Origin of the sequence: Photorhabdus luminescens subsp. luminescens (assembly GCF_001083805.1) — a bacterium.
Taxonomy (GTDB): domain Bacteria; phylum Pseudomonadota; class Gammaproteobacteria; order Enterobacterales; family Enterobacteriaceae; genus Photorhabdus; species Photorhabdus luminescens.
The window spans coordinates 20,315-40,114 of the sequence record NZ_JXSK01000007.1; the positions used below are offsets into that span (position 1 = coordinate 20,315).

Annotated in this window: 21 protein-coding genes and 1 pseudogene; 5 read left to right on the plus strand and 17 right to left on the minus strand. The window is 46.1% G+C overall.

Annotated features, from left to right (window positions below; genetic code table 11):
- Positions 1-9 precede the first annotated feature (9 nt).
- Both TI10_RS15945 and TI10_RS15950 read right to left on the minus strand, forming a co-directional pair.
- Positions 10-509, minus strand: a pseudogene (locus TI10_RS15945) (IS982 family transposase); the annotation flags it as partial.
- Positions 510-706: 197 nt separating this feature from the next.
- A complete protein-coding gene (locus tag TI10_RS15950) occupies positions 707-1,327 on the minus strand; it encodes a hypothetical protein (RefSeq protein ID WP_049584399.1) in 621 nt (206 codons plus the stop codon).
- A gap of 140 nt (positions 1,328-1,467) precedes the next feature.
- Here TI10_RS15950 and TI10_RS15955 point away from each other — a divergent pair, with 140 nt between their 5' ends.
- Together TI10_RS15955 and TI10_RS15960 are read left to right on the plus strand one after the other, a co-directional pair.
- The gene (locus tag TI10_RS15955; protein WP_049584400.1) at positions 1,468-2,724 is read left to right on the plus strand and encodes a Tm-1-like ATP-binding domain-containing protein; all 1,257 of its coding nucleotides are present in this window, start codon (positions 1,468-1,470) and stop codon (positions 2,722-2,724) included.
- Positions 2,696-3,526, plus strand: a complete 831-nt coding sequence (locus TI10_RS15960; protein ID WP_049584401.1) for a phosphoenolpyruvate hydrolase family protein — start codon at positions 2,696-2,698, stop codon at positions 3,524-3,526. The genes TI10_RS15955 and TI10_RS15960 overlap by 29 nt, the downstream gene beginning before the upstream one ends.
- A gap of 443 nt (positions 3,527-3,969) precedes the next feature.
- Here the strand turns inward: TI10_RS15960 and TI10_RS15965 are convergent, their stop codons facing one another.
- Positions 3,970-4,335 (minus strand): hypothetical protein, encoded by a 366-nt coding sequence (locus tag TI10_RS15965; protein ID WP_049584402.1) that lies wholly within the window; start codon positions 4,333-4,335, stop codon positions 3,970-3,972.
- A 254-nt stretch (positions 4,336-4,589) separates the two neighbouring features.
- Positions 4,590-4,820 carry a helix-turn-helix domain-containing protein gene (locus tag TI10_RS15970; protein ID WP_074525050.1) on the minus strand — a complete coding sequence of 77 codons (231 nt, stop codon included), beginning with the start codon at positions 4,818-4,820 and terminating at the stop codon, positions 4,590-4,592.
- Positions 4,821-5,103: 283 nt separating this feature from the next.
- Here TI10_RS15970 and TI10_RS15975 point away from each other — a divergent pair, with 283 nt between their 5' ends.
- Positions 5,104-5,652: a helix-turn-helix domain-containing protein gene (locus TI10_RS15975; RefSeq protein ID WP_049584404.1), complete on the plus strand. Its 549-nt coding sequence runs from the start codon at positions 5,104-5,106 to the stop codon at positions 5,650-5,652.
- A 191-nt stretch (positions 5,653-5,843) separates the two neighbouring features.
- Here the strand turns inward: TI10_RS15975 and TI10_RS25175 are convergent, their stop codons facing one another.
- Entirely contained in the window at positions 5,844-5,990 is a 147-nt protein-coding gene (locus tag TI10_RS25175; protein ID WP_152964021.1) for a hypothetical protein, read from the minus strand.
- A 193-nt stretch (positions 5,991-6,183) separates the two neighbouring features.
- Positions 6,184-6,318 (minus strand): hypothetical protein, encoded by a 135-nt coding sequence (locus TI10_RS26390; protein WP_255619222.1) that lies wholly within the window; start codon positions 6,316-6,318, stop codon positions 6,184-6,186.
- A gap of 168 nt (positions 6,319-6,486) precedes the next feature.
- Between TI10_RS26390 and TI10_RS15980 the strand changes: the two genes are divergently transcribed.
- Both TI10_RS15980 and TI10_RS25180 read left to right on the plus strand, forming a co-directional pair.
- Positions 6,487-7,440 (plus strand): Abi family protein, encoded by a 954-nt coding sequence (locus TI10_RS15980; protein WP_049584405.1) that lies wholly within the window; start codon positions 6,487-6,489, stop codon positions 7,438-7,440.
- Positions 7,441-8,100: 660 nt separating this feature from the next.
- Positions 8,101-8,265 (plus strand): hypothetical protein, encoded by a 165-nt coding sequence (locus TI10_RS25180; protein ID WP_152964017.1) that lies wholly within the window; start codon positions 8,101-8,103, stop codon positions 8,263-8,265.
- Between the two features lie 49 nt (positions 8,266-8,314).
- On the opposite strand, the gene TI10_RS15990 is transcribed toward TI10_RS25180, so the two are convergent.
- From TI10_RS15990 to TI10_RS16040, 11 genes are read right to left on the minus strand one after another with little or no spacing between them, the layout of a single operon-like run.
- Positions 8,315-9,829: a conjugal transfer protein TraG N-terminal domain-containing protein gene (locus tag TI10_RS15990; RefSeq protein WP_049584407.1), complete on the minus strand. Its 1,515-nt coding sequence runs from the start codon at positions 9,827-9,829 to the stop codon at positions 8,315-8,317.
- Entirely contained in the window at positions 9,826-10,200 is a 375-nt protein-coding gene (locus tag TI10_RS15995; protein ID WP_049584408.1) for a hypothetical protein, read from the minus strand. Before TI10_RS15995 ends, TI10_RS15990 begins: the two co-directional genes overlap by 4 nt.
- 2 nt (positions 10,201-10,202) lie before the next feature.
- The gene (locus TI10_RS16000; protein WP_049584409.1) at positions 10,203-11,630 is read right to left on the minus strand and encodes an integrating conjugative element protein; all 1,428 of its coding nucleotides are present in this window, start codon (positions 11,628-11,630) and stop codon (positions 10,203-10,205) included.
- Between the two features lie 15 nt (positions 11,631-11,645).
- Positions 11,646-12,587 carry a TIGR03756 family integrating conjugative element protein gene (locus TI10_RS16005; protein WP_139180551.1) on the minus strand — a complete coding sequence of 314 codons (942 nt, stop codon included), beginning with the start codon at positions 12,585-12,587 and terminating at the stop codon, positions 11,646-11,648.
- Between the two features lie 53 nt (positions 12,588-12,640).
- Complete coding sequence (locus TI10_RS16010; RefSeq protein ID WP_049584411.1) at positions 12,641-13,051, minus strand: TIGR03757 family integrating conjugative element protein; 411 nt, start codon at positions 13,049-13,051, stop codon at positions 12,641-12,643.
- Positions 13,048-15,927, minus strand: coding sequence for a conjugative transfer ATPase (locus TI10_RS16015; RefSeq protein ID WP_387555300.1), 2,880 nt, complete (start codon positions 15,925-15,927; stop codon positions 13,048-13,050). The genes TI10_RS16010 and TI10_RS16015 overlap by 4 nt, the downstream gene beginning before the upstream one ends.
- Positions 15,927-16,346 carry a TIGR03751 family conjugal transfer lipoprotein gene (locus tag TI10_RS16020; protein ID WP_080985088.1) on the minus strand — a complete coding sequence of 140 codons (420 nt, stop codon included), beginning with the start codon at positions 16,344-16,346 and terminating at the stop codon, positions 15,927-15,929. Before TI10_RS16020 ends, TI10_RS16015 begins: the two co-directional genes overlap by 1 nt.
- 25 nt (positions 16,347-16,371) lie before the next feature.
- Complete coding sequence (locus TI10_RS16025) at positions 16,372-17,850, minus strand: TIGR03752 family integrating conjugative element protein (RefSeq protein WP_049584413.1); 1,479 nt, start codon at positions 17,848-17,850, stop codon at positions 16,372-16,374.
- The gene (locus tag TI10_RS16030; RefSeq protein WP_244161638.1) at positions 17,840-18,700 is read right to left on the minus strand and encodes a TIGR03749 family integrating conjugative element protein; all 861 of its coding nucleotides are present in this window, start codon (positions 18,698-18,700) and stop codon (positions 17,840-17,842) included. Before TI10_RS16030 ends, TI10_RS16025 begins: the two co-directional genes overlap by 11 nt.
- 59 nt (positions 18,701-18,759) lie before the next feature.
- Positions 18,760-19,416 carry a PFL_4703 family integrating conjugative element protein gene (locus TI10_RS16035; protein ID WP_049584415.1) on the minus strand — a complete coding sequence of 219 codons (657 nt, stop codon included), beginning with the start codon at positions 19,414-19,416 and terminating at the stop codon, positions 18,760-18,762.
- On the minus strand, positions 19,413-19,790 hold the full coding sequence (locus tag TI10_RS16040) for a TIGR03750 family conjugal transfer protein (RefSeq protein ID WP_049584416.1): 378 nt from the start codon (positions 19,788-19,790) through the stop codon (positions 19,413-19,415). Before TI10_RS16040 ends, TI10_RS16035 begins: the two co-directional genes overlap by 4 nt.
- Between the last annotated feature and the right edge of the window lie 10 nt (positions 19,791-19,800).

The window sequence follows — 19,800 nt, forward strand, 5'->3', positions numbered from 1 at the left end:
ACCCTATGGTTAAGCCGTCACTAACCTATCCATTTCTGAGCGGGAGATATTCAGTGGCGGTTTGTTCTCTTTGAAACAATAAACGATTAGCCCTTCTAACACATTCAACATGAATCCCTGTAAACTACGGTGTCGTGAGTGCTCTATCTGAGAAATATTCTTTAACTGATCATGGATGGTTTCTATGATGAAACGCTTTGATAACATTACCTTATCCCACACTGAGAGCGCTTTTGCCTTCATGTTACTGCGCGTATCCGTTATCAATGTCACGCCTGTTGCGTTTAAATCATCAAACAGAGCCTGACAGAGGTATTCTTACTGTCTCCGTAAAGCGTTCCTGTTAATCCCGTTGCTAACTCACGGACAGGCTCCCGATCATCGACATTACCCGGAGTGAGTTTGACTGACACAATTTCTCCTTGATGATTGACTATCAGAGGCAGCTTAAAACCGAAAAACCATCCCATTGACCCTTTTCCTCGTTTCGCTATGCCGTCAAATAGCTGCAAAACTGAGGAGACGACGCCCAGGAGCCGGGTATAGCTGAGCAGAGTGGAATGAATACACGGCAAAAATCATCGACATCGCAGAAGAGTTCAACTAGTTTATCCATGCCTGTTCCTGATAAGATCGCTTTTTTCTGGGTCGAAAATTCTGCTCTTGGAACAGGCAGTTAGTTCCATTTTTTTATCCAAAGTTCAGGTTATTTTAGCTCCTCATTAATGGCCTGCCGAACAATCAACTTTGCGGCCCAACTCGTTAAGTCGATTATTTCATCATTTTCTAAACCAAAAGTATCTTTCAGAATAGTCATAGCCTCTGTACCATATAAAACGGAAATCAACATAATAATCTTATGTATTGTATCATCTTTAAGCTGACCTTTTAAAGGCGCTAACGCCGTAGAAAGTGTCTCTTTACGGTTACTTTTTTTCTTCAAAACGGGTCGTTCGGGGTTACCTTCACCGGATAAAGATTCCTGCCAGCGTAACTGAGAAATGCGTAAAGCATCCCTCATCAGCGCCTCATTGGCTTCTATTTCTTCATAGCCCCATCTTAATAATTTCTCAATATTTTCCTCTGCATTATTGCCCATAGGGGGGACAACGAATGACCCAATGACTTGTTTTACAACATACTCTACAAAATCACTATGGGTTGAAAAGTAGCTGCGCAACGTGACCTTCGCATATTCAGCTTCACTGGCAATCTCTTCAGGAGACGGGAATTTTTTCTCACGGTATAACTTCAGCGCTGAATGAGTGATACGTTCCAGGGTACGACGCCGGACTGGCGACAGCTTTTCTTCATCAAACAGAATCATTTAAACCCCTTAAAATTTTAACCGTATAGCATTAATAATAAAAAATATCACTAATGATAAAAAGTAACTTGCATGTTGTAAAATATTACAATAGGTTTACATCCATCTTTGAACTGGGTATGTCACATGGGGTGAACACTATGACACGATTTGTGGTTGTCGTTGGCACAGCAGACACAAAACTGGACGAGCTGGCCTGGCTGAAATGTTGTTTACACCTCGCCGGAGTTGATTCAATCATCATTGATGTGTCTACATCAACTCCCGGGAAAAATCATCAGAATAAAAAGATAGATATTCATTCACTTCAGGTGGCTGAGTATCATCCCGCTGGCGCTGACTCCGTTTTTTGTGGCGTGCGGAATAAAGCGATAACAGCGATGTCTGTCGCCCTCACGAATTTCCTGAACAGTTCAATCGACGATATTGCGGGGGTGATTGGTATCGGCGGCTCAGGCGGAACAGCGCTGATTACTCCGGCTATGCAAAGCCTGCCTATCGGTTTGCCTAAAATCATGGTATCCACTATGGCGTCAGGGAATGTCTCAGCCTACGTTAGAGCCAGCGATATTGCCATGCTTTATACAGTAACCGATCTCAACGGACTAAACCGTATTTCTCGTTCAGTCTTGTCTAATGCTGCAAACATGATGGCGGGTTCTGTCAATTATTTTACGCCATTGGCTGATATTCATAAACCCGCTTTAGGGTTAACGATGTTTGGTATGACGACTCCGTGCATTAATCAGCTCACTACTGAGTTAAATACTCAATACGATTGCCTAGCTTTTCATGCTACCGGCAATGGTGGAACAAGCATGGAAAAATTGGCTAAGGACGGCAAATTAGTTTGTGTTTTAGATATTACATTAACAGAAATTGCCGATCTGTTATTTGGGGGTGTCTTGGATTGTCCTGACACACGTTTAGACGTCATTGCAAAAAAAAGCATTCCGTGGATTGGCAGTGCTGGTGCTTTGGACATAGTGAACTTTGGCGCAAAGGACACGATTCCAGAACGTTACAGCAACAGGCTATTTTTTGAGCACAATTCTCAGGTGACATTGATGCGAACCACACCTGAAGAAAACTATCAGCTTGGTATCTGGATAGGGAACAAACTTAATAAGTGTAATGGACCTATTCGATTCATTATTCCGGAAGGCGGATTCTCTGCGCTAGATTGCCTTGAACAACCTTTTTATTTACCTACATCAACACAGGCTTTCTGTCATGGACTAAAAAAAACAGTAAAACAAACAGAATTGAGAAAAGTTATAAAAACACCTTTTCACATAAATTCACCACAATTTTGTACTCTTGTAATACAACAATTCAAGGAAATTATAGAACACCAGGGAATTTCTTATGAAGAAAAAATACAATCAGATTATTAAAACTATAAAACAAAAAGTCGAACGTAACGAAACTATTATTGGAGCGAGTGCAGGCACTGGTCTTTCGGCGCGTTGCGAGGAAGCAGGAGGTGCAGACCTCATTATCGTATATAATTCTGGACGCTTCAGAATGGCTGGCAGAGGATCACTGGCCGGATTAATGCCATACGGTAATGCAAATGAAATTGTCAGAGAAATGGGTAATGAAATATTGCCGATAGTTAAGGAAACACCTGTATTGGCGGGTGTCTGTGGTACTGATCCATTCTGTAATTTACCTCTTTTCCTAGATGAACTGAAGGCACAAGGTTTTGCTGGTATTCAGAACTTCCCAACAGTAGGACTTATTGATGGAAAGTTCAGAAAAAACCTGGAAGAAACAGGCATGGGCTATGCACTGGAGGTGAAGCTAATCCGCCTGGCACATGAAAAAGGAATGATTACCACGCCTTATGTTTTCAATGCAAAAGAGGCTGAAGCTATGGCACAAGCAGGTGCTGATATCATCGTCGTACATCTGGGGCTAACCACTAGCGGCGATATTAGTGCTAATACATCATATGATCTGAAATCTTGTATACCAATCGTTAATGCTTGTGCTTCGGCGGCTAAAACTGTCCGAAATAACATTATTATTTTGTGCCACGGCGGCCCAATTTCGGAACCGGAAGATGTAGCCTATATTTTAGCTCATTGCCCCGATTGTCATGGATTCTATGGCGCCAGTGCAATGGAGCGTTTGCCAACAGAACAAGCCATCAAATATACGATCCAGAAATTTAAAGAAATTAATCGGGGTTAGTGAGAATTATACTTAAGCTATGTGGAAACTGAGTACTACAACCGTAATATCGGTTACGTTATGATGACGCATTGTTTTCTTTTTCTCAAAATACGGGAAGATGCCCAATATGCCATCCCCAGTCAACACATGCCTGTATGACTCCCTTATTTCATCCTGCCGGCCCGCAACAACTCAGTCTCGCTTGTCTCCGGGGCTTACTCAGCGATGTTAATGAAAAAATGGTTGTCAATTGGCTGGACAGAAGCCCCACACCAGATGGCATTCAATACCTTATTTAGCGTGCTGATGCCACTGTAACGACATCCTGATGCCGGTTCGGGCGGCGGAAAGGGGAAAAATCGCCCCGACGAGTATCAACAATATCGAATATCCTGTCGGCAATAGTTTATGCCTTTAAACCGGAAAACTATCCAAAAATTTTCCGGTTTCATTTGACAAGGCTATTTTATCTCGTTTTCCAAAGTCCTACGATGATATTCACCACTCGCTTTTTCATGCATGGTAAACAACATAGGTAATAGAGAACTCAGCGCCGATAGGCTATGTCCGAGCTGGCACAAACTCTCTGGAGTAAATTCATGGATGTTATTACTGGCAAACGACAATATTGAGTCACCAAGAAAAGTTACACCATGACAAATACCCATAGTATTTTCTTTAGATGATTCAATTAGCTGACACAGTACAGTATCGCTAACACATGAGAGATCCAGTGATGCAATCGCATCCGACATGCCAGACCATAGGATATTCACATCAGATATCTCACTGTCGTCGGGAGTGTCTGGGGTGCTACATTTGTGCATAATATTGCTTCTCAATTGGTTTACAAAAAATTAAAACCAAAGAAAAGTCTGTGAGCAAAGTGTGTACTTCGGTTTCTACATTAGATTGAGCGTTAAATGTATAACACTTTGAGTATGAGGATATGTTACTATTCATATTAGCCATACATTAGTTCCTGTAATGTTGTGGTTAGACGCTCTGATTGTGTTGTAGCACTTTCAGAGCGTTGTTTTTATGGTTCCTACAACTGTCACCATATTCTTTCTCTTGGAGATCAATATCTCTTCCTTCTTTTCTGGTAACGGGAAGGCCAGATTTCATCGGGCTTCTGTCCTAATGCATTCGCAATGATTGTTTCACCTTTGTGCCAGGGACGCTGTAAAGCATTGGATAATGTTGACGATGCTAGTCCAGCTTCCCGAGAAACGGCAGCCAATGACTTTCCTTTCTTTTTTAACGCAGCGATAATATCTGCCGAATGCCAATCTTTTTTCTCCACAATAATTCTCCAATCGGGTATAACTATCTAATAATACTGTAAAACGACGAGTAACATTCTTTGCTTTAAACTCTGTTAGTAGTACGTTTTACTTCAATCTATATTTCAATTACTCTAACCAATTGTCAGTGCAAATAATCTTTGGGAAATTATTCACTGGAACACAAGTATTGATCCAAATTTGAATATTGTAAAGCAAATTAGGACCAAAATTTTCCTAATTTGAAAAATTCATCTTTTAGAGAGTAATTTTTATTAAAAATCAACTAATTGAACGAAAATTGAGAAAATGACAAACAAAAAAGCATCAGGTGCTTCTTTTAGTGACGAAGAAGAAAAAGAAGGTTTTATCAGTAGGTTATTACAACTTGTAGGGCAAAGAAACATTAGGACTGCTGCTAAGGATTGGGGTTTACCTTATTCAACTCTCAATAACTACATCAATAAAGGAACAAGCCCATCATTAAAATATATGCAAATTGTTGCTAATAAGGAGAATGTAAGCCTAGATTGGCTTGCAAATGGGGATAAAAATTTCAAATTTGAAACACCAGATGCACACAATGATAGTATTGAATTACGACATTCCTGGAACTTGGTTTTTAACTCCTTAAATCTATGCGAAGTAGATAAGCTTATAAAATTAATTCATCGCAAAGGTATTGAAGGGCTATTAACAATGGCTCATGAACAACAAGACATCAAGGATGCCATTGATAGGCTTCAAATTAGATCAAGTTTGAAACAAGCAATCAAAGTGGCTCTTGCAGGGGATGAATCAACAGACAAAGAAATTTTGCAATGCATTACTACCCTGATAAGTCAAGAAAAAAATTAAACACAACCAATTGGTGATCATAACAGCATAGAGTTAAGCGTGGGTGCAGCACGGAGAACTGAACGTGAGAGTATAAAAACAATCGGGTAGAACACCCAAAGAGCAATTACGAACTTGGCAAACTAACTTAAAAACTTACTACCACTCAAAAGGGAAATCATTGACAAAGCTTTATCAATTTAACGAAGAAATCAGCGCTCAACGATAACAGAACGCTTTGTTAACATACCTGTACGTTCAGCCAGATCAAAAGCCGCCTTAGCCCGACGCATACCTTCAATTTTGCGCTCTTTTACAGACATTTGCTTAAGTTCAGAAACTTGGCGTTTTGATTGCATAACCTTCTCCTATCATCACTTAGTACTACAGCTATAAAATAAAAATCTGTGTTTTTCTGATGTTCACGATGCTGAGAAACCGCGTGACTTAAAGCTTTCCTAATGAATATACCTTCTGTTGAGACAAAGATGTACAATTATAGTACTAACAAATGCCAGCATATTAGGCTTGCGTATCCTCATTTTTGCCTTTTTAATTAAAAAGGCGAGAAAACCCCTGTTGACTTCTCAGCAAGAGTTTATCCCAAATATCTTTCGGCATCAGCAGCATGATTTCCACCATCAGCGACCCTAGCACGTTGCTGGCGGCAATAGCCGCAATCAACAACAAGAATCCTACAGCAACAAACAGATAGCGTCAAACACCCTACTGTTAAGGCAAAAACCTATTGATATGTTATTGACATTTTTCTCTTCTCTGGTAGCATAAGTATCGACAACGCTCGCTACCTTCCTCCGGGAACGTAAGCGGGCTTTTTTTATGGAATCTTAAATCATGGCTCATATCCCCTACTCAAAGTCGCATCGCAAACCTATAGACCTTATTGGTGATTTAGAGGAAAAGGGTCTAAATTTCAAAGATAAAGTACTAGCCGAACACATATTATCATTTATCAGCTATTATCGTTTTAAAATTTACCTATTCCAGTTCATGTATCAAAATGAAGAAGGAAAAAAACAATTTCGCGATGGCGTTTTTTTTGAAAACGGCCTTGATATTTATCGTTTCGATGAATCATTACGCAATTACATATTTCGCATAATTTCTCGACTAGAAATAAAATTTCGCAGTAGGCTAGATCACACTATATCAGAATATACAGATGATCCATTTTGGTATCTCGACGATAAAAACTTCTTTAATAAAAAAATAAATAAAATAGACTTATTACGTTCAAAATTATCAAATTCATTTACATCTTGTAATGAAAAATATGCCACTCATTATAAGGAAAAGTACTATAATGAGAAAAATGATAATTATAAATCCCTACCCCCTTTTTGGATTATCGGCGAATTAGCAACATTGGGAAATATATTTGTTATTTATGATTGCTTGGACAAACGTCGTTTTCAAATATCAGAAAGAGAAAACATCCTCAACAATTTAGCCAAAGAATTTGGTGTAAAAAAATTTGAAACGCTGGTTGGGTGGATTAGTGGATTAAGAGATGTGAGAAACAAATGTGCACATCATAATCGTCTTTGGAATTCAAATTTAAGAGCCCCAGCAGAAATTATCCCACACCTTTCTATACCTCCAGCTAATAACAATCGTATCTATGTCTTTCTTGCAACTCTTCACCATTTAAGCAAAATCTTAAAACTGGGAGTAAATGTGGGCCAAGATATTCACATTTTAGCACATGAATTTCCAAGAGTAATACCACTGTTACATTCTGCTGGTTTTCCAGAAACTTGGCATACAGATCCATTCTGGGAACTTTAGGGTTACCATATATTTTGACAATGCAAAAATATCTTAATACATGGTTAAAATTTGCCAATAATACTAAAACAATATCTTTTATATTCCACATTAATTTGGTGAACGAAAGGATAAGTTGAGTTACACATACCTTATCAACCAAAAAATTTGTGCCTAATATATGTTATAATAGTTAAAAATATGACTCTACCCATCTTTCGTTAAATAAGCGTTATACACAGTTACACCGCTGATGTTGGTTCGCCTCCCCAGCTCACCAACCGCTTCCATTCACCCGACCCTTTGATGGGGTCAGGTGAATGAGCTTTATCAGCCGTGCAAATGTGCATAACACACAACTCGTTTTACAATTCACGCCATAGACGCAGCTCAGATTTTTGGCTAACCTAACCAGAAAATAATCATATTATTTATCTGAACATCACCTCCACAAGAGGCTATCCAATGACTAACCATCATGACAAACAACGTATAACACGTGCCCAAACTAGGGGAGCAAAAGCCGCTAACATTTACCGCAACTTATGCCGGCGTTTACGTACTTGGGATGCACATTGTGTTACTAAAGCCCACAAATACAATCTCCCTAGCTGGATAGGACATACGCCTATTTATTTACTTGTTAGCAGTATAGTGGTCACTTTGCTGATAGGAGTACTAATGGCAGTAGGAATTATTGTGCTTATCTTTGGACTACTACTGGGACTTTCACTAGCTAAAGATAACAAGCAAGATACTACCTACAGTGAATCTCTAAAAGCTAAGTATCGGAATGGTTCAGAAGGTTATGGTTTTTACTCTAACGGCAGCAAACTAGATGATTAAAAACAGTGAAATAAATTATCTATATCACTGTTTAATATAATCATATAGACTATTTCATGATTTTATTCGACACCGACTCTCCTATTTTGGCACCACTAGATTGAGCTTCCGAAGTCCCATGTCTCAACGCTGTGTTTTCTAATGCTCCACCAACTCTGATACCCGCCCACGACAACGCTCCCATCCACAATGCCGGCAACACAATAAACATCGCTCCCATCACAAAACTCATAATGATATCGTCTGTACTATTCTGAAAACCGGCCATATTCCATCGGCTGTGCGTATCCGAACCGTACAATGCCTCCAATAACCAGCTGTCCAACCAGCGTGCCAATTCCCACCAAAATGTCAAAAAGTTCAACGCAAACACGACAAAGGTCAGCGTAATGACCGTCTTATATTCGTAGACAGCAAATACTATAATCAGCGGTAATATGATAGTCACTGCCATCAGTATAACAGCCTGCACCATTGGTAATGCCTGGCGCATTGCATCAAATGCCGGAAATGCCGCCAGACTGCCCAACGACATCCCACCCAATGAAGCCAGACGGCCCACTGAATTCATCAGGGTAAAATCCGCGTTCCCCCCGTAACCTGCATAGACATGTCCCCCCTGAGATGTTGTCAGGTTTTCCGGACTCACCAGACGCCGTATCACCGCTTCTTTGTACTCTGATGTCTCCTTACCCATCAGTTTTAATGCCGCTGATAGCCGAAACCACATGCCTGGCTCAGCCTGCGCCATGATCCGTTTTTCCAATCCTACTTGACTGTCTGACCACCATTCCTTACAGGTCGGATAGCCGCCTTGTCCCGTATTAGCAAAACCATCATCACAGCGCGGTTTCCAGGGAAAATCCGGCCGGGGCGTTTTTGACTGAAGCGCATCATAATAACCCGCCCCATTCAGAAACGTTTTTGACCCCAACCATTCAATATCCCGTAATACCGCTTCATCCAGGGTTTTTCCCTCGTCCCGGCGTTTCCACTGATACAATGCCAGCGCATAACAGTCATGGGTAAAATCCTGTAATATCTGAGCCAATGCCGGATTATTAATCTGCGTATGCTGCACCTCAAAACGCAGTTGCCTCAGGTCTGGGCGGCAGGGAAGAGAAGCTATTGCGGCCTGAGTCACCCCTTTGGAAATCTGATGAACCAGTATCCACCAAACTGGAGCGGCCGCTGTTTTACCCTCAAGCGACGATATCACTGACGCATAACCCGTTTCAGCCGGTTTCGGTGTCCAAGTACCACAACTTTTTGCCCGCGAGTCATCATACGTAATGGTACTCAGACTCACATTGACCAACGGCACACAGCAAGCAATCATCACCAGAAAAGCACCATACAAGGTGTTTTCAATCCGGGTTACTGAGAGCATGCCCTTATTCCCTTCATCCTCCCCTTCTTCCCGGACTTTCAGCCAGATACCTATCATTTTGAATGTCAGCGGCAGCACAAATAACCCGGTGGCCAACAGCACATTCCACAAGCCATTATTCACCATCCAACCCAGCAGGGTCAGAAAATATTCCAAATAGCTGTAAGTTGTCATGACTGCTCTCCGGAGACGAAGAACATGGCATACTCACAACATCCCACGAATCCCAGCGAAATTAGCGCAATCCGTTTCAAAGCAGCTTTCTGTGTTAACGGCAATGGGGATCGCCAAAGCTGCCACATGAAACAGGCAATAACGCTGTACATGACCAATCGCCAGGTTAGCCAGCCGTAACGGGTCATGTACATCCAATGTTGTAAGGCATTGAATTGGGACGGATGTTCCAAGCCAACTGCGGCAACAAGTAACATGCACCCCATCATCGGCATGACGATTAACCCTCGTCTGAAATTCCGTTTCAGTCCTGCAATCAACCACTGTTTGGTGTCAGCAGTCACCCAAGTTTCACGCTGCTCAGACATCATTATTACTGTCCCTCATGCCCTCTCGGCAATATGGACAAGGCATTAATACGACTGTCGGTATTATCAGTGGACTGCCGTTGCAAATTCATTTCTACCCGATTTTGTTCACGCTCAAGCGCGGTCAGGGCGGTATTTTGTGCAATTGCCCGACGCAGCTCCATCTCATTCTTCAGCGCGACAATTTCTCTGTCCAGTATCGCAATGCGACGATCACTCTCTTCCATAGCTTGCGTCTGAGCAGCCGCATTCGGCTCTGCCTGTCCGGTTATCAACATTCGCCGCATAGTGAGCGCAGTCTCAATGGTGTCTGCCATCGCTAACTCATTGGCCAACCGACTCGCCAGCGCACCACTATCCGGATCACGTTTCAGTGCCTGGATAACCCCACGAGTCACCGCCAAGCTACCCGTTTTGAGTTTTGCCAGATTGACTACGGTAGGAGCATTTTCCCCGCTGACCAGTTTCATCAATTGCTCAATATTGGTTCTGGTAGCCTCTTCCAGCATCGGCGCAAACCCCGTCCCAGCGACACTCGCACCTGGCTGATCTTCGGTACCACCACTGGTACACTGACGACTGTCAGTACAGGTACGAACCGAACGATCACCTAACACCCTGACTACTGCGGCGGCAGCTTCTTCACTGTTCTTGAATTTCTGGCAAGCAGCACCATTACATTGACCACGGCTGACATTGGCATGGCTATTCGTCGGTAGATTGTTCATCATATTAAAGCCGGCTTTCGCCAAATCCCGGATAGGTTGAATGGCTTTCTGCCCTTTTCCTCCCCGTTTTTCACCCCCTATCCAGTTTGAACCTGGTGTACCGTCTGCAACCTCCATTTTTTGTGTCGTGCCAACCGCATCACCGTTGCCGGTATTCACCAACGTTTTGTATTCCTCCATCAACGCCGCTTTAGTCCATTTACTGCTATCCGAAAAATTCATCATACGCTGTGACATGTTCTGGCAGCTCAGTTGTGATTTGTCGAACGCAATGCCTGCCTGTAATACACCATTGGTCAGCATTTCATATAATCCCGGATTAGCACGCTGGATAACCATTGCCGGCAAACTGGCTACGGCTCCAGTAGCCCCTTGTATCACTTCCCCCATCAGGTTTTTAAAACCCGAAGTCAGGCCATTAAGCTGATTCCCTACCGTCGTTTTTAAATCAAAGTTACCGCACATCAGGTCACTGCTCCAACCGAGGTTTAATCCGCCCAGATGTTGCAGATTGCTGCGGGTCGCCGGCTGCGATATCACTGATCCGCCACCCATGTTGTAAAACAGTTTGTCCGATACAGCGCCATTCATGCTTGTCCCGTAACCTATCGGGCTGTCCGCAATGGCAAAACTTGCCGCCTGAACAACAGGAGCACGCATAAACGCCAGTGCTATCAATACCGGCAAAAATAATCGTTGTCTCATCCCATGATCCCAGTCTCAAAAATCTGTACTGTAGAGAAAAGTCTGTCCACGTCGCTGACAGCAACTGTAGGGTTGCCACAATGCAAAGACATAATTCCCGTCCTTTGCCACTTCCCCGCGGTTATCCGGAAAAACAGCACAAGATGCGCTCATTTTAGGCGCTATACGTTGCCATTGATGATTTTGGTTACCCGTATTCTCAACGACTTCGCCGGGTGGCCAGTAACCCTGTTTGCGGTTCCCTTTCAGGAGTTGATAAACATGCCCCTGTCCTGTGCGGGTAATAATGTCAGCTACCCGTTGCGCTACCACCGCAGCCGCTTTATCCTCATCCTGTTGCGTCACAAACCCGCTTCGCGGATAAATATTGCCCCACATATTGCCCCGAAACGAATAACCCAGTTCACGTTTACCAGGAATCAGCGCTTCGGGATAAAACGACTCTGGCACACCTGTCCGCCAAACCAGGCTGTCCAGAGTACTCAAAAAGTAAGGCATAAAAGGCGTGGCGACACTTTTACACGCATACCCCGAAATTTTCCCGCCCATTATTGAAGTTGCCGGATGCCCAATCGCATCAGCATATTTAAAATGCAGATTGTTCTTTCGGTTGCCTGGGATTTTCAGCTGATGATTACCGCCGCCCACGGCTATCCCGGAAAGTGCTCTCGTTACGGTATTTTCCACGCCGTCAACAGTCTGGCTGACCAGAGACATTTCTCTCCAGGGATTACCGCCAGGCGCGTTATAGACGGAGACCACGGCCTGAGGAATAAAATGTTCCACTTTTATCGAGGTACGCACTTTGCACCCCCAGGGAGAACACAATAGCCAATAACATATGCCTTTTATTCGCCAACTGATGCACGATGCCGACGCGGCACCGGCCACAATCTGGGCTGTATTCACACTGGCAACGGCCACGGGCGCCAGAACAACCGTTAGCAGCAGGACCATGCCGAACTTTTTCAGCCGGGAATGCCATGTTAATGACGGTAAATCCGGAGACTTCATGGCTGCTTTTCCTGCTGATAAGTCTCCCAAAGTAACCGGGCATGTCTGACGTCTGTCGTACCATACACAACATAATCATCATCAAAAACCACTGCCGGGAACTTCTTAAGGCCCAGAGTCCAAGCATTCAGTAACCCCTGATAAGCCTGACTGATATGTCGCTCCTGTTGATGCCACGATGGAGACTGCAAAATCTGACGGGCCTGTTTGACTGCCTGTTGAGGATCAGCAGACAGCTTACTGAATAACTGTGATTGCAACTGCTCTGGCTTATCTAGGTACACAACTTGGACGTTTTGATCAGCATTGAGCGGTGGATGGCTTGTGTCGGTATATATCACTGTGCTGGCAAACACGGATACCGGTATTAACCACGGGAAAAGCGCCCAGAATACCCTGATATTCATAGCCTGCACTCCTGCATGGATAAGAGATCCTCATCACGCCCATCCGCCACTTCCCCAGATATCAGACCACGGGCACGGTCCAGCCTTCTCGCCACAACAAAAGCGGCATCCAATTCGCTGCAATGAAGCGCTTTCATAATCGCCCTGCGCTCTGCCTTTTCCTCTTTCTCCGTCATGCCCAGCGCCAGATACACACTGGGCGGCACCACCCGAAATAACGCCTCCACTTTTTTCGACAACACCACGCCTTCGGTGTAACAACCCGGGAGTTTGCTGGCTGATAGCAACACCGATTTTTGTTCTTCAGACAGCTTTTTAAAACGCGCTATCTGTTCGACTTCATCCGGCGGCATTGTCAAACACAACCACCACTCCGCCATATTGAGCATTTTCTCAGCCGTATCCGGATAGTCCGCCAAATTCTGAGTAGCCAGCCACAACCAGGCCCCTAATTTTCGCCACATCTTGACCACTTTGGTCATATAAGGTGACAATAACGGATTAGTGGTCAGAACATGCGCCTCATCCACGACAAAATTAATTTCCCTTGCATCAAATTGATCACGTTCCGCCATATTGTTGATGGTATTGACCAGAGACACCATCGCCAAGGCCATCTGCGCACTATATCCTTCACGCGCCAGCGTACCGAGGTCAATTAGCGTTACATCGGCTTCTGGCCACGGGGTTCCCGGACGATTAAACAATTCCCCCTCAAAACCACTGGTGAACATTGACATCGCCCCCGCCATCTCTTCAGCACGGGCCCGACGCTGTTCGGTACACAATGCTCTCCCCTGTTCATCCCGCCGGCTGTCCCGGGCAATCACAGACAATGCATTTTGCAAATCTTCCGCGATCATCTGTCGGCCGTCATCAAAGCTGGCTCTCGCCGCTATCATGATGGCTTCACGTATCATGCCCCGATCCGCCCGCGTCAGACGCTCTTCCTCTTTCTTCTCCCCACCGGTGATCATCATGCGCGCCGCAAGTTCTATTTCTCCCAGGATATCGCGCTGCTCATCGGCCTCGTCATCTGCGGTTTCCTCTGCCGACCTTTCACCCGCCAAATCCAACTGATAAGATGCCACTTGAAGCAATTGGTGGGCATCGGCAAACAGCGCCAGACTGACACCACAACCTGGTTTAATGCTGATTTTGTTGACACTCAGCCCCAGGCGTTGACAGTAATCGGCAAACAGCCCAAAACTGTTGCCCGCTTCCGCCACAAATAATCGGGGACAGTGCACCGCCATCAACTGCGATAAACTCGCACAGAGCGTAGCCGACTTCCCCGCACCGGTCGGCCCGAATAGCAACAGATGCGCATTCTGGGTACGGTCATGTTTATTTTGCGGATCAAATGTCAGCACATCACCGCCCCGGTTAAAAAAGCTAAGACCCGGGTTGCCTGTACCCGTTGCTCGCCCTGTCACTGGCAACAACCCAGCCACATGCTGCATCCAAGTCAACCGGGTATACCAGTGATGCTTGTCTCGTTGCGGGTTAAAACACATCGGTAAGGCACGCAGATAACCGTTTAACGGCGCGACGTCGCATTCGGGTTTGACCGGCTGCAACCCCGAGACCAACAGGGTTGCGGCCAGTTGCTGATGCCGACGGTTCAAATCGTCAACATCAGCCCCCTGTAACAGAAAGGTCAGTGCAGAACGGCACAGTTTATGTCTCAGCCCCAGATGCGCCTTAGCTTCTTTTACGTCTGCACGCACTCGCCCTGATTCAGTATTTTCTCCCATTGCATTTTTTGACAATCGGTCGAAATCCCGTTCCAGTGCATCCTGTGCCTGTATGACAATGGTCAGTGAAACAAGAGTACCTGACGGTAATAAATCCATCAGCGCATTGATATGTTCACCCCGGACCATTTCACCGGTCAGCGTTCCCGATTCTGGTGGGCGACGCAGCCGTTCAACCGGTACCGCTCGGTGAGCAATATTATCAAACCACCATACACCGTTTTTCACGTCAGAACGTGGCGGGGTAAACCACAAGGTTTCCGTGAAATCATTATCTGGCTTCCTCTCACCAGCCTGTGGGGTCGCATAACTAGCGGCCTGATACAACGTCGCTTTGTCTATCCAATCTGGATCAGGATTGAATAATCGCAGTAACCAGTGATGAACCTGTTCACCATTTTGTCGTTGGCACAAAATACCTGTACTCGCCAGAGAAGCTGTCAGTCGGTCACACACCTGATTAAGCAACACAATGGGTAGCAAGCTTTCTTTCTGTCCGACAGGGACCCAACGATAAATGACCATCCGGGTACGGCGTTGCTGTCCCCGCCAGGATTGACCAGTCACCAATGAATCGTTAAACAGCCCTTCCGGTCGGGCTATCCCCTTCAGATGACGTTCGGTTTCAGCCAACCAAGCTTCAGTGAAGACTGAACCCTGCGCCCAAGGTTTAATATACTGACGAAGTTGTGTCAGATATAACGCGGGATCATCCTCATCCTGACAAAAAAACTGCACTATCCAAGGAGAGGTATCCTCTTCCTCCAGACTGTCTTGCAACGCATCTTCTACCTGGTCACGAATGTCTTCCAGACGGGCAGAGGGGCGTCCTTCTGTCGATACCGGGGAAACAGCATAAATAGCGCCGACTGAAAGACCATCATCCAGCAACAAGCACTTTTCATCGTCCAAATATTCGACCCAAGGCAGGTAATCAATGATAGACGGCCAAGTGTCATACAACGCAGCTTCATCCGTGCTGGTCATTTTACCGGGACGCCTCAAAGGTTCACGCCCAACAACGGTGGAAGACGACGGTAGTATGACCTCAGTTTCACCCAAAATTTCCGATAGATTACTCCGTTTACGCAAGCGGACTTTATTCAACAGCGACCACATCACAACGCCTCCGTCCGTTCACCCGGCAAAGCATATTGCACCTGGTTGTAGAACGGAAACACCGTGCTGTATCCCGGTACTGGCGTGTTCCCCGCAACTAAATGTGGAAAGAGATACATCACCATGTCCGGATTAGGTAACCGAGGGAAAGTCTGACTGATTTCATTTTCCTGTGTACGACTATAACTTTCAGCATAGTTAGGCGAAGCCGGCAGCTCCCGTTCATTCACCTCCCGGCGTAGCACTTGACGGGCTTCCATCGTAGCCTGTGACGACGCGGCTTTTCCCTGCCACAAGGCCAGCATAGTCTGGTCTCCCGATGGCAACATATCCTCTTTGGACGTGCTGCAACCGGTCAGGACCGTCGTCACTACAAGCAGGCAAACCAAACAACCTGATTTCAATCTGACGCCGCACATACCTACTCCACAGATATTCATTTTCTCAGTCCAGCCCATCGCTGTTCTCCTGTCCCAGACTAAAGGGGTATTTCACCTTGCGCCCCTGTGTTTCGTAGTCAATCGGAATTTGTCGGGTAATATGTATCGCCACGCTGGCTCCCGGCGGTACGTAGACGGCATCAAAGGTTTGGCCATAACGGGCTTTGACCCATTCGGATACGGCCTTAAATCCTCCGGCAGCGGCTTGCCCCAAAACCGCTTTACCGGCATCCCCGGTCAGTGATGACGTCGCACCGCCATAACCGTTGGACTGAGTGGTTAGCTGGCTTTGCGACAACACATCACCCGCAGCTGTGCCACCAGAAAGAACAAATAAGGTTGGTAAGTAACTGGATGCATTGGATTTACGCTCACCGCTGATACACGGAATACCGTTGTTGTCAGATAGCCAGCCGATACCACCGCTGCTATTATCCTGAACGTGATGGCTGCCATTGGTGCGATTATCCGATTTCGGCACAGTTCTGACGGTACCGTCTGCAAAGACAAAAGTTAAAGAGGTGACATTGCCGCGCACGCAAGACAAGGTCCAGTCACCGGTAGCCGTACCCGAAACAATCGCGCCTTCCACGTCCGGCAATTCAATGCCGTTGGCAGTCAGGTTATCTTTACCAATCAGTACCTTAAAAGGATACGGGTCAGTGACTTTGTCATTTACTGGTACCCGGCCTAATAATGCCGTCATCGCCTGGCTGCCGACCAGCGTCGTATTCTCGGGCAGGGTATAAACGGGCCAAACAGTCTCGTTTGTATGACTATCGGTAATGGCTCGCTGATTTTTAGTCATACCGTCATATTCCACTTTCTGACGGCTCAATGCATTGCCCTCCAAAAATGACACGGGGAAACGGGGAGTCTCTGGCTGCCCGCTCATTGCAACCTGTGAGTCAACCGGTAACGTATCCTGTGGACTAATCCAGACCAACCGGTCCCCGCCTGAGGTCGTATTTTGGCCGGTATCGTCCAATCCTAATCCCAGCGGAATATCACGCTCAACCAGAGGGATGTTTGTACTTATGCTTTTATTGCCTAACTGACGGGTCAACTGGTCAAGTCGGCTGAACAGCGTTTGCTGCTCCGCTTTCAATACCTGCTGTTGCTTTTCTGTTTCTTCGCGGTTGCCCGCTACCGCCTGGTTAATCTGGTCAGTCATGCTCTGACTCCCGTTTCGCCATTTCTCATTGTCAGTCAGTAATTGTGCATTTTGTTTTTCCAGTGCCTCCTGCTGAATACGGATACTGCGCAAGGCACCGATCAACGTACGTAACGTGTCTTCCGGGGTATCTCCCTCAATACCTAATGTACGTAACTCCCCAGGAGACAACTCCGCCAGCGCACGATTATTAACTGCCTGACTAACAGAGGTATTAGATTGCCGGCAACTCTTTATACCCACTGCTAATCCCGCGATAACAAAAATAGGCACGACCCATTTCACCAAGCCGTTTGACTTAATTTGCATGGTGGCTTCCTTTTTTCCTGGCGGAATTTCTTGATATCACCGGCTCAGGCAGAAAGGCACGGTCAGGCCGACCTTTCACCACCAAATAGACGGTAGTCGTGTCTTCCGGCGTACCTGACGGTCCCAGCCAACGATGCTGAAAGGTCGCTGATATGAATTGCCCCTGCAACCTGCGTGGATCAAGCACCACGTTCTCACGGTGGGTATTACGCACTTTCAGCGCCACCACAGTGAGGTTATCCACCCCCCAGCCCCCTAATGGGGAGACTATTACCGGCGCTGAGGGATACAATGTGGTCAATCGGGTTGGTAGCGCCAATGATACCGGGTGAATGCCGGGAATAGCTTCTACTGTACGTAACGGCGCATACAGATTCTGCGCGGCGTAACGGGTCAAGACCACCGGCAGCGGAGCCGTGTAGGACAGTTTTTGACGCCGGACGGCCTGACGTTCACCAGCAAGAAAGGGAGACGTTGCTAACATGTTATCCCCTTTGGCACCGTAGTGAACCTGGTCGTTGTCCGTCAGCGTGGTCACATCCCCGTGGTACACCACACGAACCGGCTCAAAGGGACCTTTTCCATTTGTAGCTGTCACATCCAGCAAAATCACTTCCCCACTTTCCACATCCTGAAGTTGCAGTCGGGTCTGGGTAAACGTTTCACTTGGATACAGATACACTGCGCCACCGGTGCTTTGTACCCGCAATTTGCCATTCAGCGCACTCGGAAAACCTACCCGAACATTTTTATCCACAAAAACCACTCGCTCCTGTCCAACATGCAGAGTAACCGGCAGCGGGATACGCTCCCACTTCATCAACTCCACAGCCTCAACGGGTGAAACCATAACCAACCCAGAGAATAATAATGCGGTCAATGCCAATAACTCGACGAGTACCTGTTTTTTCACTGGAATATCCCCTTTTTCGCCGGTGCCGGCTGCGATGCGGCTTCCAGCCGTTGCGGTGTGCTGTCATAACAATCCAGTGCCAGACCAAACGGGTTACGCTCTGCATCCCCTTCCCAACGAATGATTTTAATTGGGTAACGTACCAGTGCCCGTTTTACCGGCTCAGCGTGAAAATATTCATCAGCGACTAAATCTAACCGGATAACCCAGTTATCCCGGCCCTTCACCGTCACATTGCTATCACGAAAGCCCCGTTCCGGAATTTCATACACCACCCGCACGCGATCTTTTAGCTCACCCACTTGTGACCGGTTTTGAGCATCCTGTTCCAGAAACACCTGACAGGAGGGGGTCAAATAAGGTGAAAGCGCCGCTATTTTCGCCGGATAATCAACGTCCCCGTCTTTCGGCCAAGCATTCAGTTGTTGAAAAATATAAAAACCAAAGGCATAAACTTGGGAAACGGGCACTTCCCACCACGGACGGGTACTGCCACTACGGACATCCGGCGGCGTATGAATGGTTAACTCTCTCGGCGCCATCATCCAGCCACTCAGACTCAGTAACAACAACAAAACCAGCACACCACAGGCAGCGCGTAACGTCAGAATATGCTGGTCCCGATCTTGAATTGCATGACGAAAACGACTCATAATCGTCTCGCTTTAGTTATTACCCGATAACTGCGGCGCAACGACCAACGTTGTGATGTGACAATCAGTGACGGATCACCCAGACCATAGTGCCGCTTTTTCACTTCCAGTTGCCGATAGAGGTAATTCTCCGGTTTACCGCGTTTCATCCGGGCCAGGTATTTGCCGCCAAAGGCAATCAATAATAACGGCGCAATCAGTGCCACCGTCGGTATCATCACCCAACCCGTTACTGGTGCCAGTAACAAGCCAATGACCGTGCCAGCTATCAGTCCCGTTAATGCCGTCCAGCCCAGCTCTGGGGTAGTAAATCCCCGGAACACGACAGGTTCGGCATTAAGACGATCAGGTAAAAAACGAATAGTCTGAACCATACTGACACTT